14 protein-coding genes and 2 pseudogenes are annotated in these 15832 nt (G+C 72.7%); 2 read left to right on the top strand and 14 right to left on the bottom strand.

Features of this window, described 5'->3' with window-relative positions; genetic code table 11:
• Positions 1–95: 95 nt before the first annotated feature.
• A pseudogene (locus tag AB0E83_RS03285) lies at positions 96–2327 on the top strand (phosphoketolase family protein); the annotation flags it as partial.
• 188 nt (positions 2328–2515) lie between these two features.
• Here the strand turns inward: AB0E83_RS03285 and AB0E83_RS03290 are convergent.
• Together AB0E83_RS03290 and AB0E83_RS03295 are read right to left on the bottom strand one after the other, a co-directional pair.
• A complete protein-coding gene (locus AB0E83_RS03290; protein WP_362105111.1) occupies positions 2516–3064 on the bottom strand; it encodes a phosphatase PAP2 family protein in 549 nt (182 codons plus the stop codon).
• A gap of 39 nt (positions 3065–3103) precedes the next feature.
• Positions 3104–4147 (bottom strand): YihY/virulence factor BrkB family protein, encoded by a 1044-nt coding sequence (locus AB0E83_RS03295; protein ID WP_362105114.1) that lies wholly within the window; start codon positions 4145–4147, stop codon positions 3104–3106.
• A 554-nt stretch (positions 4148–4701) separates the two neighbouring features.
• Here AB0E83_RS03295 and AB0E83_RS03300 point away from each other — a divergent pair.
• On the top strand, positions 4702–5010 hold the full coding sequence (locus AB0E83_RS03300; protein WP_362105117.1) for a hypothetical protein: 309 nt from the start codon (positions 4702–4704) through the stop codon (positions 5008–5010).
• Positions 5011–5183: 173 nt separating this feature from the next.
• Here AB0E83_RS03300 and AB0E83_RS03305 read toward each other — a convergent pair whose 3' ends face one another.
• The 12 genes and pseudogenes from AB0E83_RS03305 to AB0E83_RS03360 form a co-directional block, all read right to left on the bottom strand.
• Complete coding sequence (locus AB0E83_RS03305; protein ID WP_362105120.1) at positions 5184–5945, bottom strand: hypothetical protein; 762 nt, start codon at positions 5943–5945, stop codon at positions 5184–5186.
• 239 nt (positions 5946–6184) lie between these two features.
• Positions 6185–6907 (bottom strand): hypothetical protein, encoded by a 723-nt coding sequence (locus tag AB0E83_RS03310; protein ID WP_362105123.1) that lies wholly within the window; start codon positions 6905–6907, stop codon positions 6185–6187.
• 258 nt (positions 6908–7165) lie between these two features.
• Entirely contained in the window at positions 7166–7381 is a 216-nt protein-coding gene (locus AB0E83_RS03315) for a S1 RNA-binding domain-containing protein (RefSeq protein ID WP_362105125.1), read from the bottom strand.
• Between the two features lie 300 nt (positions 7382–7681).
• Positions 7682–8509, bottom strand: coding sequence for a hypothetical protein (locus AB0E83_RS03320; RefSeq protein ID WP_362105128.1), 828 nt, complete (start codon positions 8507–8509; stop codon positions 7682–7684).
• Positions 8506–9402: a sigma-70 family RNA polymerase sigma factor gene (locus AB0E83_RS03325; protein ID WP_362105131.1), complete on the bottom strand. Its 897-nt coding sequence runs from the start codon at positions 9400–9402 to the stop codon at positions 8506–8508. The genes AB0E83_RS03320 and AB0E83_RS03325 overlap by 4 nt, the downstream gene beginning before the upstream one ends.
• Positions 9399–9626, bottom strand: a complete 228-nt coding sequence (locus tag AB0E83_RS03330) for a hypothetical protein (protein WP_362105134.1) — start codon at positions 9624–9626, stop codon at positions 9399–9401. Before AB0E83_RS03330 ends, AB0E83_RS03325 begins: the two co-directional genes overlap by 4 nt.
• Positions 9627–10403: 777 nt before the next feature.
• Positions 10404–11744, bottom strand: a complete 1341-nt coding sequence (locus AB0E83_RS03335; protein WP_362105137.1) for a phospholipase D-like domain-containing protein — start codon at positions 11742–11744, stop codon at positions 10404–10406.
• 338 nt (positions 11745–12082) lie between these two features.
• On the bottom strand, positions 12083–12586 hold the full coding sequence (locus AB0E83_RS03340; RefSeq protein WP_362105139.1) for a hypothetical protein: 504 nt from the start codon (positions 12584–12586) through the stop codon (positions 12083–12085).
• Positions 12587–12736: 150 nt separating this feature from the next.
• A complete protein-coding gene (locus tag AB0E83_RS03345; RefSeq protein ID WP_362105142.1) occupies positions 12737–13573 on the bottom strand; it encodes an NAD(P)-dependent oxidoreductase in 837 nt (278 codons plus the stop codon).
• A gap of 212 nt (positions 13574–13785) precedes the next feature.
• Positions 13786–14241: pseudogene (locus AB0E83_RS03350) on the bottom strand (hypothetical protein); the annotation flags it as partial.
• Positions 14216–14731: a hypothetical protein gene (locus AB0E83_RS03355; protein WP_362105145.1), complete on the bottom strand. Its 516-nt coding sequence runs from the start codon at positions 14729–14731 to the stop codon at positions 14216–14218. The gene AB0E83_RS03355 and the pseudogene AB0E83_RS03350, both read right to left, overlap by 26 nt.
• A gap of 67 nt (positions 14732–14798) precedes the next feature.
• Entirely contained in the window at positions 14799–15677 is an 879-nt protein-coding gene (locus AB0E83_RS03360; RefSeq protein WP_362105148.1) for an IS630 family transposase, read from the bottom strand.
• Positions 15678–15832 lie beyond the last annotated feature (155 nt).

A 15832-nucleotide genomic window follows, 5' to 3' on the forward strand; every position in this document is an offset into this window, starting at 1 on the left:
CAGGGAGCGCCCGTACGGGACGGGGGCGCCGTTCGCGTCGAAGAGGTGGACGTGGTCGTCGAGGTGGGCGCGGAGCCGGGGGCCGTACCGGCCGACTCGGTCACTGGGGCACCTCCCCGGGCCTCAACCTCGTGCACACCCACCTCAACCGGATCATCAAGCGGCACGGCGTCGACGTGCTGTGCGTCTGGGGTCCGGGGCACGGCGGGCCGGCCGTCCTCGCCAACTCCTGGCTGGAAGGCAGCTACAGCGAGGTCTATCCGGACGTGAGCCGGGACGAGGAGGGCATGGCCCGGCTGTTCCGGCAGTTCTCCTTCCCCGGCGGGGTGCCGAGCCACGTGGCGCCCGAGACCCCCGGCTCGATCCACGAGGGCGGCGAACTGGGCTACTCCCTGTCGCACGCCTACGGCGCCGCCCTGGACAACCCGGAGCTGCTGGTGGCGTGCGTCATCGGCGACGGCGAGGCGGAGACCGGGCCGCTCGCCGCCTCCTGGCACTCCAACAAGTTCCTCGATCCCGTCCACGACGGGGCGGTCCTGCCCGTCCTCCACCTCAACGGATACAAGATCGCCAACCCCACCGTGCTCGCGCGGCTGCCCGAGGCGGAGCTCGACGAACTGCTGCGGGGCTACGGCCACGACCCGCTGTACGTCACCGGGCACGATCCGCACCAGGTCCACCAGGCGATGGCGGCGGCCATGGACACGGCCCTGGGCCGCGTCCGGGACATCCAGCGGGCGGCCCGCGCCGGCGGCCCGGCGGGAAGGCCGCGCTGGCCCGTGATCGTCCTGCGCACGCCGAAGGGCTGGACGGGGCCCGCCGAGGTCGACGGCGTGCCCGTCGAGGGCACCTGGCGCGCCCACCAGGTACCCCTGCCGGGCGTCCGTGACGACGAGGGCCACCGGGCCCAGCTGGAGGCGTGGCTGCGCTCGTACCGTCCCGAGGAGCTCTTCGACGACGCCGGCCGGCCCCGCCCCCAGGTGCTGGCATGCGTGCCGGAGGGCGAGCGGCGGCTGGGCGCGACCCGGCACGCCAACGGCGGCCTGCTCCTGCGGGACCTGCCCCTGCCCCCGCTCGAACGCTTCGCCGTCCCCGTGGACGAGCCCGGCACGACCCGCCACGAGCCGACCGCGGTCCTCGGACAGCTCCTCGAAAGCGTCATGGCCGCCACCGGCGGGCGCCGCGACTTCCGCCTCGTCGGCCCCGACGAGACCGCCTCCAACCGCCTCCAGGCCGTCTACGCCGCGAGCGGCAAGGCGTGGCAGGACCCGGTCCTGGAAACCGACGAGGACCTCGACCGGCACGGCCGGGTCATGGAGATCCTCTCCGAACACACCTGTCAGGGCTGGCTGGAGGGCTACCTGCTCACCGGCCGGCACGGTCTGTTCTCCTGCTACGAAGCCTTCGTCCACATCGTCGACTCCATGGTCAACCAGCACATCAAGTGGCTCAAGACCTCCCGCGCCCTGCACTGGCGCGCGCCCGTCGCCTCCCTCAACTACCTGCTCACCTCACACGTGTGGCGCCAGGACCACAACGGCTTCTCCCACCAGGACCCCGGCTTCGTCGACCACGTCCTGAACAAGAGTCCCGAGGTCGTCCGCGTCTACCTGCCGCCGGACGCCAACACCCTGCTGTCCGTCGCCGACCACGCGCTGCGCAGCCGCGACTACGTGAACGTGATCGTCGCCGGCAAGCAGCCGTGCTTCGACTGGCTCTCCCTGGAGGAGGCCCGCACCCACTGCGCCCGCGGGGCCGGCGTGTGGGAATGGGCCGGCACCGAGGACGGCACGCGTGACCCGGACGTCGTCCTCGCCTGCGCTGGCGACGTCCCCACCCAGGAGGTCCTGGCGGCGGCCGGCCTCCTGCGGCGCCACCTGCCGCGGCTCGTCGTCCGCGTGGTGAACGTCGTCGACATGACCCGGCTCATGCCCCACGAGGAGCACCCGCACGGCATGACCGACCTGGAGTACGACGCCTTGTTCACCCGTGACAAGCCGGTGATCTTCGCCTACCACGGCTACCCGTGGCTCGTGCACCGTCTCGCCTACCGCCGCACCGGCCACCCGAACCTCCACGTGCGCGGCTACAAGGAGGTGGGCACCACGACGACCCCCTTCGACATGGTCGTGCGCAACGACCTCGACCGCTACCGCCTCGTCATGGACGTGATCGATCGCGTGCCCGGACTCGCCGTACGGGCCGCGGGCGTCCGACAGACCATGGCCGACGTCCGCACCCGCCACCACGCCTACGTCCGGGAACACGGCACCGACCTGCCCGAGGTCACCGACTGGACCTGGAGCGACGCCCGCCGCCGGGCATGAACCCACCGTCCGCGTGCCGCGCCCCAGGCCGCCGTTGGCCTGGGGCTTCGTTCACGAGCGGAGAGCGGGACAGCGGGATACCAGGACAGCGGGACAGCGGGACAACGGGACAACGGGACAACGGGACAGAGGGATAACGGAATAGCGGGACAACGGGAATCGCACCCGCGCCATCGGCTCGGGAGGCTTCACCCCTGCCGGCGCGGCAGGAGGCGCGGCGCGGTCCGCACCAGGGCGGCCGCCGCCAGTCCGATGGCGGCTCCCGCGGCGACGTCGGAGGGGTAGTGCGCGCCTCTGTGGACCCGCTCGATCGCCACGAGCACCGTGGGTACGGCGCACGCGGCGCCCGCCCACGGCCAGCCGGGGGCGACGGCGGCGGTGAAGGCGACGGCCGCGGCGGTGTGCCCGGAGGGGAAGGAGGAGCTGTCCGGCCGGTCCTCGACGTCCTCGGGCCGGAACCACTGCTCCGGGGGCCGGCGGCGATCCACGAGCTGCTTCGCCACCCCGTTGGAGAGCACCTGCGCCACCACCATCCCCGCGATGCCCGCCAGCGCGGCCCTGCGGCCCCTCCGCCCGCCGCCGGCCGTCATGGCGGCGGCGGCGGCCCACCACAGCTTCGTGTGCTCGGCCGCGTCCTCCACCGGAGGGAGCAGGCCGCGCACCCATGGGGAGTCCCAGGACGCCACGCGTCTGGTCAGCCCGTCCTCACGCGCCCGCAGAACCGCCAGAAGCCTCATGACCGGCAGCCTTCCCCACCGCAGCCGTCCAGAACGCGATCACTCCATCCGGCGGCGGTCCTCGTCGCTGAACTTCCGCGTGTCACGGGGCTGCACGTAGGGCTCCTCCTCCTCGGGGTGACCGCCGGCGATCGCACGCTGCCGGGCCATCTCCGCGTCGAACTCCAGCCCCAGGAGGATGGCGATGTTGGTGATCCACAACCACAGCAGGAAGACGATCACCCCGGCGAGGGTGCCGTACGTCTTGTTGTAGGAGGCGAAGTTCGCGACGTAGAACGCGAAGCCGGCCGAGGCGATCATCCAGATCACCAGCGCGAGGAAACTGCCCGGGGTCACCCACCTGAACCCGCGGCCCTTGGCATTCGGAGCGGCCCAGTACAACAGCGCGATCATGATCGTGACCAGGAGGACCAGGACCGGCCACTTGGCGATCGACCACACCGTCATCGCCGTGTCCTCGACCCCCAGGGCGGTGCCCGCCTGCCGGGCCAGCTCGCCGGTGAAGACCACGATCAGCGCGCTGGCGACGGCGAGGATCATCAGCACGACGGTGAGGACCAGGCGCAGCGGGAGGACCTTCCACACCGGCCGGCCTTCGGGCATGTCGTAGACGGCGTTGGAGGTGCGGATGAAGGCGGCCACGTACCCGGAGGCGGACCACACCGCGACCACCAGGCCCACGATCGCCACGAGCGACCCCGCACCGGCGTTGCCCTGCAACTGCTCCACCGCGTTGGTGATCACATCACGCGCCGGTCCGGGGGCGAGCTTCTGGATGTTGTCCAGGACCTGTCTGGTCGCCGACTCCCCGGCGATGCCGAGCAGGGAGACGAGGACCAGCAGGGCCGGGAAGAGGGCGAGCACCCCGTAGTAGGTCAGCGCCGCGGCCCGGTCGGCGAGCTCGTCGTCCTTGAACTCCTTGAAGGTGCCCTTCAGCACCGCCCTCCACGACCGTTTGGACAGGTCGGTGGGCTTGTCCGGGGCCCGGTCCTCCACCCGGCCGTCCGGGCCGGGGCCGCTGTCCCCGCCCGCGTCGAAGGGGTGGTGGTCTCCATGCTCTGGTTTCGGTGAGTTGCGTGCCATACCCGGCGGTTTTCCCCGCCGGCGCAACTCATGCGGCCGCTTTCCGCTCGGAGCGCGTCCGGTCCGGCCGTGCCGGGCCCCGACCGCGGCGAGTGCGTCGGGGTCTCGGCGCCCACGGTGGACCGGGGTGAGGCCCGGTGAGGGGGACGGGGTGATACGGCCGCCGGCTGGACGCGCCGGACACCGGGGAGCCGCCGCTGTTCCCGTCACCCCTCGCGACCGGTCGGCTGCTCGGCGTCGCCCCCCGGCGGGGCTCGTCACGAGGGCGCGGGAGGGGCAGCTGGAGGAAGGCGGCGTGGCGACGGACCGGACGCCCGCCTCGGAGTGGCCGGCGGCGCGGCGGGCCGGGATCACGACCGGCTGGGGAGCGTCGGCCGGAGCCCGGGCGCGGGCTTCGGCTTCGGCCGGTGGCTGCGGTGGCTGCGGTGCGGGCTTCGGTTTCGGCTTCGGCCGGTGGCTGCGGTGCGGGCCGTGGTCGGAAGGCCGGTGTCGTCACGGCGCACCGTCGCGACCGGAGGGACAAGCAGGTGTCCGGCATGGGTCACCATGTGAACGTGCCCGAACCCAGCGACGAGCAGGCGGCCACGGGCCGGCTGCTCAGCCTCGTCCGTACCCTCGTCACCACGCACGCGCCGTGGAAGCCGCTGCTCGTCGGAGCGGTCATCACCGGGGGCGATCGGATGCGCCTCTACTTCCGTTCCCCTGAGCGGGACCGCACCTACGGGGTGGACGTACGGGCCGGCCGTACGGGCCCCGGCCTGCTCGGCGCGCTGGTCTCCCCGGCGTTCCTGGCGAACGAGCAGCTGCACCGGCCCTCCGACGATCCGCACTGCGACACGGTCGTGGATCTCACCGGCTACTGACGGGCGGGGCCCCACCCGCCGCCCCGCCCGTGCCGGTCAGGACAGGGCGGCAGGCGTGAGAGGGACGGCGTCGGGCCGGCCGGGCGCGGTCGCGCGGGAAAGGGGTCCGCGCGGCGGTGTGGGGGCCGCCGTCCGGCGGCGGGGACGGGACCCGCCTCGGCTCTTCCTGCCGTTCACAGGGGCAGTGGAAGGACCGGCGGCCATGGGTAGCCCAGTTGTTCGGCGTCATGCGAGCCTCCCCAGACCTCGGCGGTGGCACGGGGGTCGCCCGCGGTCAGCCGCGCTTCGAAGCGCTCGGCTTGGAGCGACGGCGGGTCCGCGGAGATCAGGAGGGTCGTTCCGAACTGGAGCCAGGGCAGCTCCGCGTCGGTCCGGTCACGGGGGTGCAGAAGGACGACGTGGATGCGGTCCGGCTCCTTGCGGGAGGCCCAGACGCCTTCCAGTTCGCAGTCCCATCGGGCGAGCCAGTCCTCGCGTCCCCTCAGCCCCGCCTCGAGCAGCCGCGCGACCGCTCCCGCCGGCCACTCCCACCCGCGGTCCTCCTCTGCCCGCAGGACCTCGGCCTCGTACCGGTCCGCGGTGAACCGGAGCTCCGGCAGGTCGAAGTCCTGGCGGCCCGAGTCGCGCCAGCCCGCCCAGACGACCTCGTCCGCGTCGCGCGAGACCGTCACGTACAGCGCGCCGCAGCACTCCTCCACCCCGCACCCGGACAGGGCGAGACGGACCTCGTGGGGCGTCGCCGTGGCGTGCAACGGTCCGTCCCGGCCCAGCAGATACCTGGGGCTCACCCCCTGGTACCGGGCGCCGCCCGGACCACCGGGGACCGCCCCGGCCAGAAGGTCCCGGCCGTTGACGATCGGGCGGACCTCGACGGCGCCCTCGTCGGGGGGAGGGCAGACGATGCTCAAACGGAGGAGGTCCGGACTCGTGGTCATCCGCCGATGATCACAGAGCCGGCTCACGGCCGTCACGTGAATTCCCGTGGCCTCCCCTGCTCGGAACGGTGGCTCAGGCCGTCCTCAGACACGCCCGCCTTGGTCACCGGACGCCCCCCGGTCACCGCACGTCCCTTTCGCCGGGCGTCCCGGTCACCGCACCTTCCGCTCACCAGGCGTCCCTGTCACCGCACGTCCCTGTCGCCGGGCGGGTACGGAGGCGCACGAAGTCTCTGGGGTCAGTCGGTGACGGCGACGTCCTCGGCCGGCGGGGCCTTCGCCTCGACCGGTCTGCCGTAGTGCGAGAAGGTGGTCGTCCCCGGCTCCTCGCCGCCCGTCGCGACGATCTTCAGGAGGTACGGGGGGCCTTCCGCGGCGATGTAGACGGTGGTCGTCCCGCCGTCGCCGCCGACCGGCTTCGCCAGCTTCAGCGCCTTCCGTCCCCCGACCGTGGTCGCCTCGCCCTCGGCAGAGTCGTCGTCCCAGCCGTTCTCCAGCCCGGCGGGGATCCCCTTCCCGGCGCAGAGCCTCAGTTCGTCCGGGGCGTCGGGCCCGTCGACGGGCGGCTTCGTCCAACGGCCCCCGAGCGCGTCGAGCAGGGCCTCCAGGTCCTCCGGGCTCCGGTGCCGCTCCTGCACGCGCAGGAGCTTCTCGTCGCGGCGCAGGTACACGTCTTTGCCACCGATCCTGATCAGTTCGGCCGTGCCCGCCGTGCCGTAGGTCATCGTGGCGGTGCAGTTCCCCCGGTCGTCGAGGGAGACGCGGCCCTTCACCGGCACCGACAGGGAGAGACCGTCGGTGTGGACGGTCACGGACTTCGCCGACTCCGTCGCGCTGATCGCCCTGCCGAGGATCCCGGGTCCGGTCCGGTCTCCCGGGGACGAATCACAGGCGGTGGCGCAGAGCGCGACGGCCGCGCAGGCCAGGGCGGCGGCGGAGCGGCGGCGGAGTACGGCGGGCATGGCGACAGTGTCTCCTGGAGGGGTCTCGGCCGGGCTGTCGGGCGGTCAGCAAGCGGGCCCGGTACGGCAGGTCGTTCACACGGGTGCGCCATTGGGTGCGCCGTTCCTCCCGGCTGAGACCGCCGCCCGTCCGTCGGCAGACAGACGTGTGGTCGGCGAAGGACCGGAGGGGGGCGGCACCAGTGCCCTCAGGGACGGTCCGGCTTCCGCGTCGCAGGTGTCGAACCGGAGGAACTCGCCCGTGACGTGCCGGCCCACCTAAACGACATCGGTGGGGGCGTCGATGTGCCGCCAGGACAGTTCGGGGACGGCGACGAACCCGACGCCGGGAAAGAGGGGATGGGCAGGCCCGTCGTCCAGGGCCACGAAGACCCCGAACCGCTCGATCGCCGCGACGGTGCCGGACAGGATGTCGCCGGGGCGCAGGGTCCCCAGGAAGGCCCGGAGTTCCGGGCTCTCGGACTGCCCATCCACACCGCCACCCTGGCACACGGCCTCGTGGGCCGGCCATGTCCTCGACGGACCGGGGCAGCCGTCCGCGATCCCTTCGTGTCCCGGCAGCCGGCGCCTTGACCGCCCGGACGGGGCCCGGGCGGTCTCGGCGTGGTGGGGAGGCGTGGTGGGGAGGCGTGGTGCCCTGCCGGTCCGGTCGGGCACCACGCGGTCGGTTCTCGCCCCGTGCGCGCCGCAGGTCCGGCGCCGGTACGAGCTCCTCGTGTGCCTCGTGTGCCTCGTGCTCCTCGTGTGCCTCATGTTCCATATGAGGCGGGTGGTTCAGCGGACGGCGGCCTCGTCGTTCTCGCGGTCCGGTGCCCGGGGGCGGGGGTTCCTGCGCGGGGCCGGTCGGTCGGCGGGGTGGTCCGGTCGGTCGGCGGGGTGGTGGGGCGGGGCGGTGGCCCCGTCCAGGAGGGCTTCGATCCTGCGGGCGAAGGAGGGGCCCGGGAGGGGGAGTTCGCTGTCGGGCTCGCGGAGGTAGCCGACGGCGACGGCGGTGGAGATGTACTCCATCAGCTCGGTGACGGCGGCGGACCGGGGGCGGCTGACGTGCCGGGTCAGGTTGCGCAGTACGCGCATGATCGTGGTGGTGGACGCCTCGTCCTCGTGGCACAGGTCGAACAGGCCGCCGGTCGCGTGGACCTTGGTCCACATCTTCCGAGGGGGTTCGTCCTCGTTGGTCTGGGTGTGCCACCAGCGGGCGGTGTGGGTCTCGCCGAGGGCGAGGTGGTGCAGGTAGAGGCAGTAGGCGGCGCCGACGTGGCCGGCGCCGGCGGCGTACTGCCACCAGAACCGGGCGGCTTCGTCGGTGTCCGCGAGTTGCAGGATGCAGGCCAGGACCAGGGCGCTGTGAGGTTCGGGGATCTGGTCGGTGACGAAGTCGGAGACGGCGGCGGCGGGGGTCTGTCGGACCAGGGCCTCGCACAGGGCGCGCAGGTCCTGGGCGGCGTCGGCGGAGGAGGGCGTCGTACGGCCGGGGGTGACGGGAGGGCGGGTGGCCGGTTCGGTGCGGTGGGGCGGGGCGGTCTCCCGGGGGACGGCGCTGTGGGGGACGGCGCTGTGGGGGACGAGCAGCGCCCTGGAGAGGATGTCTTCGAGCTTGGTCATGGGGTGGTTCCTCCGGTGTCGGGCAGCTCGATGGTGTCTTCCAGGAATCGGATGGCGTGGCGCTCGTCGGAGCGGACGGCGGCCAGCGGGATGCCGAGGAGGTCGGAGACCTTCGCGGCGGAGAAGCCGCACAGGCGCCGGAGCACGATGACGTCGAGCTGGGCGTCGGGGAGCCGGCTGATCGCCGCGAACAGTTCGAGGCTCTCGGCCAGCTGCGCCATCTCGCCTTCGAGGGTGGTCTGCCGGTGCAGGGCGACGGTCTCGAAGGCGGCCTTGGCCAGCAGGGGCCGGTGGTCGCGGTGGTCGGCCCTGGCCTTGACGGTGGCGCGCAGGATCTCCCAGGCGTAGCGGCGGGTGTCGGGGCTGGCGAGGGCGTCGTCGAAGGAGAGCCACAGGATGGCGAAGGTGTCCTCGACGGCGGCGTCGCGGGCGTCGTCGGGCAGGAAGGCGCCGGCGTAGCGGCGGTAGTCGTCGATGACGATCGCGCGCAGGGCCCCGTGGGCGAGGGGCGGTCCGGGCGGGTCGGTGATGACGGCGTTGCTGGAGGAGCGGTCGACCCAGTCGCTGGTCTTCCCGGCGTCCAGGGCGGCCTGCCGCCACAGCCGGTACAGGGGCCAGCCGGGGATGCCGAGCTCCCCGGCCAGGCTGTGGATGACCTCCCAGCGCGGGTAGTGGCCCACGCCGCGCAGCAGCTCGGAGAGCTTGGACTTGGCCAGGTGGACGCGGAAGCTGAGGTCGCTGAGGGTGCGGCCGGTGGCCAGGTAGCGGGCGCGGGTGGGGTCCAGCCAGTACCGGTGGGCGCTGCCGACGTTGTCGGCGATGGGGCCCAGCTTGCGGCCGGGGCGGAGCGGGGCCGGCTCGTCCGGTCCCGGGGTGGTGGACGGCGTGGTCACGGGGCGTCGTCCTCCTTGTCGGAGAGCGCCGCGGCGGGGCGGCGCGAGGGCGTCGTGGTGTCCGTGCGGACGCCGTTGAGGACCTGGGTCACGGTCAGGCCCAGTACGGGGGCGGCGACGGCTATGAGGGCCGCGTGGCCCATCGCCGCCATCGTCACGCTCCAGCCGAACACCACGAGCGTCAGCGCCGGGACCGTTGCCGACGCCATCTTCTTCCTCTTCAAGTCACCCTTCCTCGGGTCGTGCCGCAGCCATCCGGAAGGCCACGCCGGTGGATCCCCCAACAAGCGGGTGCCGAGCCGCTTCTGAGGGAGGATCAGCATGGACCCGCAGAGGAAGATCACGCGACGTGATCATGAAATTGCGGAACATTACGGGTCACGGACGGTCAGCCGGACAGCGGGAAATGACCGTTCCCGCACATGTAGGGCATGCCAGGGCGACCGAGCGGGCGAAGTTCCCCGTTTTCCTTGCATTCGGACCGGGGACCCCCTCATATGGAGGCAGGACACCTCGGTGTCGCCCTTCCATCCGGAAGCGGCCCGGCCCTCGTGCCGAAAATGGGGGACGTGCCACCCCGGTCCCACCCGGCCCGTCGTAGAGGCCGGGTGGGACCGGAGCACCCCCGCAGGGGAACGACGAACGTAACGCGGGCCACTGACAACGCCCCGCCCGTGGCGACCGCGCTCCTGATCGGCCGCTTCGGCCGCCCTCTTGAGTGAACGAAACCACGCAGCCCCACCTTGTCGACCACGAATCGGTCCAGGTCGCCGTCCAGGCCGCCGCCCAGGTCGCTCGCACGCGCTGCCAGGGCGGCACCGCACCATGGCCGCCGCGGCCCTGCGACATGGCCGCTGGGCCCGCGTCAGCGGCCCCGGGGTGGAATCGGAGGGAGCCGGGCCGGAGCCGGGGTGGAGCCGGGCCGGAGCCGGAGTGGCCGTCGGGCCGGAGCCGGAGTGGCCGTCGGGGGAAGAGTACGGAGGGGCTTCCGTCCCGGGGCGCTAGAAGACGCCGCCGTACTGGGACTCCGCGAGGGCGGCGGCGCGCTGGTCGCGGAAGTTCGCCACGTACGCGTCGTGCATCTCGGAGCCGGTGTACTTCAGGAGCGCCTCGTCGTTGGCGGTGAGCGCCAGGCCGGTGTACGTGTGGCTGCCCGTGAAGACCAGCTTCTGGTCCTTCACGCCCTTGTACGAGCCCTCGATCAGCAGGTACTTGGTGTGGGTGGTCGTGCCGGAGACCTCGGGCGCGGCCGGGTTCGTCACGTCGTCGTTCGTCAGGCGGTGGAGGGAGATCCTTCCCTTCGCGGTCGACCGCGTCAGCCAGTACGCCGTCTCCCGGTGCGTGCCGGCGGCCGAGTAGTCGGAGAGCTTGCCGTGGACGACGTCGACGTAGCAGCCCGCGTCGGCGAGCTTCCACAGCTTCTCCGCCACGGCCGGCCGCGAGATGTGCCCGTTGGCGATGCGGATCACGGTGCGGCCGTCCGCCGTGCCGTGGCCCGGGGTGTTGCCGTGGCAGACCGGGGCGGTGGTCCCGTCGGCGTTCGACACGGGGGTCTCGACCATGCTCAGGATGTTCTCGACGACGTCGGTCGAGGAACGGGGGAAGAAGTAGCCCTTGGCCTGCCCGGCCTCCACGTCGATCGCCAGGTCGCTCACCGTCTTCGAGCCGTCCGGCTGCGCCTGCGAAGCGGCCATCAGGTCGAAGTAGCGGACGTAGCCGGCGTGCAGGGCGGCGTTGTCGGTGACGGTCATCGCGTCGTTCCAGCCGGACTCCCGGTCCCAGGTGGTGAGGTTGCCGGAGGACTGCACCACGATGTTCTCGACCACCGCGCCCGTGGTCGGCGAGCCGCTGCCGGTGGAGCGGGAGAACAGGAAGAACTTGTTGTGGTTCACCCCGCTCGTCCCCGCGGCCAGGCACGGCCGGCCCGCCGCGCACACCCGGAACCACGACGTCTGACCGGGCTCGGACTGCGCCGCGAAGGCGGCCTGGAGCTTGTCCCGGACCGTCTTGCCGGCCGTGCCCATCCACGTCGCGGAGACGCTGGTGTCGTCGACGAGGACCTGCACGTTCACGTTCCGCTGGTGCGCCTTCACGAGCTGGTCGGCGAGCCAGGACGATCCGAACGCGTACAGGGATATGCGGATCGTCGACCCGCTGGGGGCGCCGTTGACGAGACGCCCGAGGTGGCTGAGGATCGCGCCCTGCTCGGTGGTCGTGCCGGTCGGCTTGTTGAAGACGGCGCCGGTCTTCACGTACGTCTCGTCCTGCGCGGTGGCGGCCGGCGCGCCGGTCGCGAGGAGACCCACGGTGAGGAGGGTGGTGAGGAGCCTTTTCTTGATCATGGCCGTCACCCTAGTGCGGGGTGTACGGGGTCTATTGGGTCTATGGGGTGCGCGGGGCGTATGGGGTGCGCGGGGCGTGCGGGGCGCGCTGAGGTCTGCGGGGCGACGTGACGCGCCGAGGCCCGAGGGGTCCCGTGGGGAGGCGCACGACCGGTGCCCATGGGGAGCCGGCGAGGATCCGGTACGGCTGACCGGACCTCGTCCCGGCTTCTCCGCGTCCAGCCCTTCCGCGTCCGGCTCCTCACCCAACCGTGAGCGCGTGAACGCCGACTTCACCCACACCCGCCGCACACACGCACACACGCACGCACGCACGCACGCACGCCGAGTTCACCTGCCTACCGCCACAGGTCCGCACCGCCGCGCCCGCTCGGATCCATCGTCAGCAAGTCCTCGTGGAGGCCCGAGAGGGGGCGGCCGGTGGAGGACCCGTCCGCGCCGGTCTCCATGACCGTCCAGCCGACGTCCACGCCGGACGCGTTCACGTCCCCGCCGCAATCCAGCTCGTCGACCGTGACGAAGACGGCTTCGTAGGCGACGGCTCGGGCCAGGAGCACCAGGTCGTTCCTGTTCGCTCCCGCGTCCAGCAGGCGCCGGGCCGCCTCCACCTGTTCCAGCGCCTCCGGCTCGGCCCAGCCGTCGATCGCGCCGCGCCACAGCGAACGGAGCAGCGCGAAGCGTGCCAAGTGCGGCTGGTTCTCCTCGATCTCCGACCTCGCCCGGTCGGACGCGTCAGCCGCGCCGAGCGCCTCGAACCGCGTCCGGAGCCACTCCGCCTCGGCCCGCCCGGCCGGGGCGAGCCCGGAGAGCCACGACTGCCATGCCGCGTCGGTGTCGTCCATCGCTCCAGGATGCCCGATGCGGTACCCGGCACCTGCGCGGTCGACACTTCACGGAAGTACCGCCGCCCCTCCCCACCTGGGCTTTGTTCCGGTTCCGGTTCCGGTTCCGGGGCCGTGCCGTTGTTCGGGAGGGGTGGGGGTGACGAAGAGTCACGCGCCCTGGTCGGCGAACCCGGTCCGCCAGGACGGACGGCCCGGGGACCAGCCGAGGGCGCGGGCCCGGGTGTTGAGCGCGCCACGGGCCCAGGGCGTCCGGCCCTCGGAGCGGGGCGGGGCCGGCACGCCCAGGGCTTCCGCCAGGGCCGGCAGCCAGGTGTGGGCGGGGGCCGGCTCGTCGTCCACGACGTTGTACGCGCCCGGGGGCCAGGCCAGGGCCCGTACGGCCGCGTCGGCGGCGTCCTCGACGTGGACGAAGGAGCTCACGGAGGCGTCGGCCGCGGTGCTCCCCAGGAACCGGGCCTCCGGGTCTCCGGCCAGCGCGCCGGCGACCGCGCCGCCGGGTGCGTACCAGGTGCCGGGGCCGTAGAGGATCCCGTACCGCAGGACGACGGGCTCGGGGAGCTCGGCCACGGTGGTCTCCAGGGCCCGTACCCCGGCGACGATCCGGGCCCGCGGGAGCTCCTGCGTGTCGTCGAGCGGTACGGACTCGCCGGCCGGCGCGTTCCCGGGGGCGTACGCCCAGCTGATCGACTGCGCGACGATCCGGCCGACGCCCGCCGCCCGCGCCGCCTCGACCAGGTTCCGGGTGCCCTCGGTCCGGACCCTGTTGTTCGCGGCGCCGTCCGCCGCGCCCAGGTCCGTGAGCTGGTGCACCACCGCGTCGGGTGCCGCTTCGGCCACCGCCCGCCGCACCGCCCCGGCGTCCAGCACGTCCACCGGGCGCGGACCGCGCCGGGAGATGCCCACGACCTCGTGCCCCGCCGCCTCCAGACGAGGAACGAGCTGTCGACCCACGGCGCCTGTGGCGCCCGCGACCAATATCCGCATGGGCACAGCGTAGGAAATCGGCGCGCTCCTGCTGGATGGTGGTCACGGACGGTCGAGAGCTGTCGCGGACTGTCGCGCGTGTGCTGAGAGGCGCGGTGGGGGGCGGCGAGGCGACGGCGGGGGCACGGAGGTGGGGTTCGGGCCGCGTTATGTGCCGCGCCGATACCGAGGGCGGCCAGGCGGCCGGCCCAGTACGGCCGGTCCGCCGTCTGGGGTACGACCACCTGGGGCGCACCGGCCCGGGCGGCCGTGGCCGTGGTGTCCGCGCCGCCGTGGTGGACACCACGGCGGCAACGTGCCGGAACAAGGCGTGGTGGTCGACCTCGCCGACGGTGAGGCAGTCGTCCCGGTCGTCGGCCACGGCCAGGTCGGCCCAACCGCGGGAGAGCAGCACGCGACGGCCGCCCGGGCCACGTCGTCCGCGTCGCGCAGGGGAACGCTGCCGAACCCCGCGTACACCGGCGGTTCGCCGGCGTGGAGGAACGCCTCCACGCCGGCCGGCAGCGGGCGGTCGTCCGTCCGGAACCACGCGCCGGTCTGCACCCCGTCGAGGTCCGCCGGCTCCCGCCACAGGCTGAGGACCGGTTCGTCGGCCGGCCAGGGACGGTCGGTGGGCGTGGAGACCGGTCCCGAACAGCGCGTTCATGGTCTCGGCGTCCAGGTCCCACAGAAGTCGGTTGCCGGTCCCGCCGAGCGGGAACGGCCGGCCCGGCCGCTCGAACGGCGAGTGGTACGGCGAGGGCAGGTAAGCAAAAAGCAGGCGACGAACACGTACGGAACGCCCAGGCGTCCGGCTGCCGTCCTCGCGCCTGCCGCGGCCGGGAGCAGACCGGCCGCGAGGATCACGTCGCACCCCTCGGCGGCCGTGACGACCGCCTCGTACGTCCTGGCGGTCATCGCGGCCGCGCGCGGGCAGCCCTCTGCGGGAACCTTCGTCCTCCCGGCAAGCGCCCCCTTCACGAACGACCGCACCGGCGGAAGGCCACCGAAGTCGATCAGCTCCACGAAGTCCGGAGGCGTGCACATCCACACGTCCGCACATCCACACGTCCGCACATCCGCTCCGAACTGCCGCAGCCGCACCGCGACCGTGACCGCGACCACCATCAACGGCTCGACGCCTCCGCGCGATCCGGAGGCCATCAACAGCACGCGCATGCGGTGAGCCCGTTCCACCATGGCTGGGGGTCGCTGGTGTTGGCGTGACAGAACGCCGAAGCTCCTGCTAGACGGCGTTCGGAAACCTGTTGGCCAGGCGGTCTATGGCCGACTGGCCGCGATGTGAGGAGCCGTTGTCGACGATCCAGTACACGCGTTTCGCGCTGGCGTAGGGCTCGCTGGTCATCACCTGCTCGACCAGTTTCATGAACGGCACGATGCCGGTGGCCTGTTCACAACGGCCGAAGACTTCGGCCCGGTGGATGTCGTAGGCGGCCAGGTAGGCCAGGGCTCCGCCGCGCCCGTAGGTGTGGTTGACGCGCATCGCGCGGGCCTGGCCGGGGGCCAGGGTGGGGTGGCAGCGGCAGCGGGCCTGGATGGAGGTCTTCTCATCCGCGGAGATGACGTACTCGTCTTCGCCGAGCGGGACACTGTCGAAGGTGCGGGCGTAGAGGTCCAGGACCCGTTGAGCGGTGGCGCGGAAGTTCGGGTCGCGGATGAAGATCCAGGAGCGGTGCTGCCAGGGCTTGAGTGCGTCGTCCTTGAGCCAGCGGCGCACCGTGGAGGCGGAGATCGTCTCGGTGATGGCCCGGGTGACGGCCTCGCGCGCGAGCTCGGGGCATGACCAGCGGGAGAGCGGGGTTTCGGTTTCGGTGGGCAACTGGCAGGCCAGCGCCTTGATCTCGGCGATCTGCAGCGCGGTGAATGCCAGCGGTCGTCCCGATCGCTTGCGGTCGGCCAGGGCAGGCACCCTGCCGGCCGCAAATCGGCCGCGCCAGCGGCGCACGGTGTCCACGTGCAGGTGGGTTTCGGCGGCGATCCGGGCGTTGCCGCGACCTCGTGCCGCCAGGAGCACGATCGTCGCCCGCTGGCGTGCCTGGTGCGGGGTTTTGTGGCCGTAGGCCATCTTCTTGAGTCGGTGGCGCTCGGAAGCGGTCAGCTCCACGGGCACGGCAGAGCACACGGGCATGGAAGGAGAGCGGCCCATCTCTCGGGGTGGTGAACGGGAGGGACAGCGCCGGCTTCCGACACCGGCACAGCCCTCAAGTCCCCGGTGGCCAGGGCGTGCCCGATAGGTCGTTGACGACACGCCCCTCGGAG

The organism is Streptomyces sp. NPDC035033 (assembly GCF_040636735.1).
Lineage (GTDB): Bacteria > Actinomycetota > Actinomycetes > Streptomycetales > Streptomycetaceae > Streptomyces.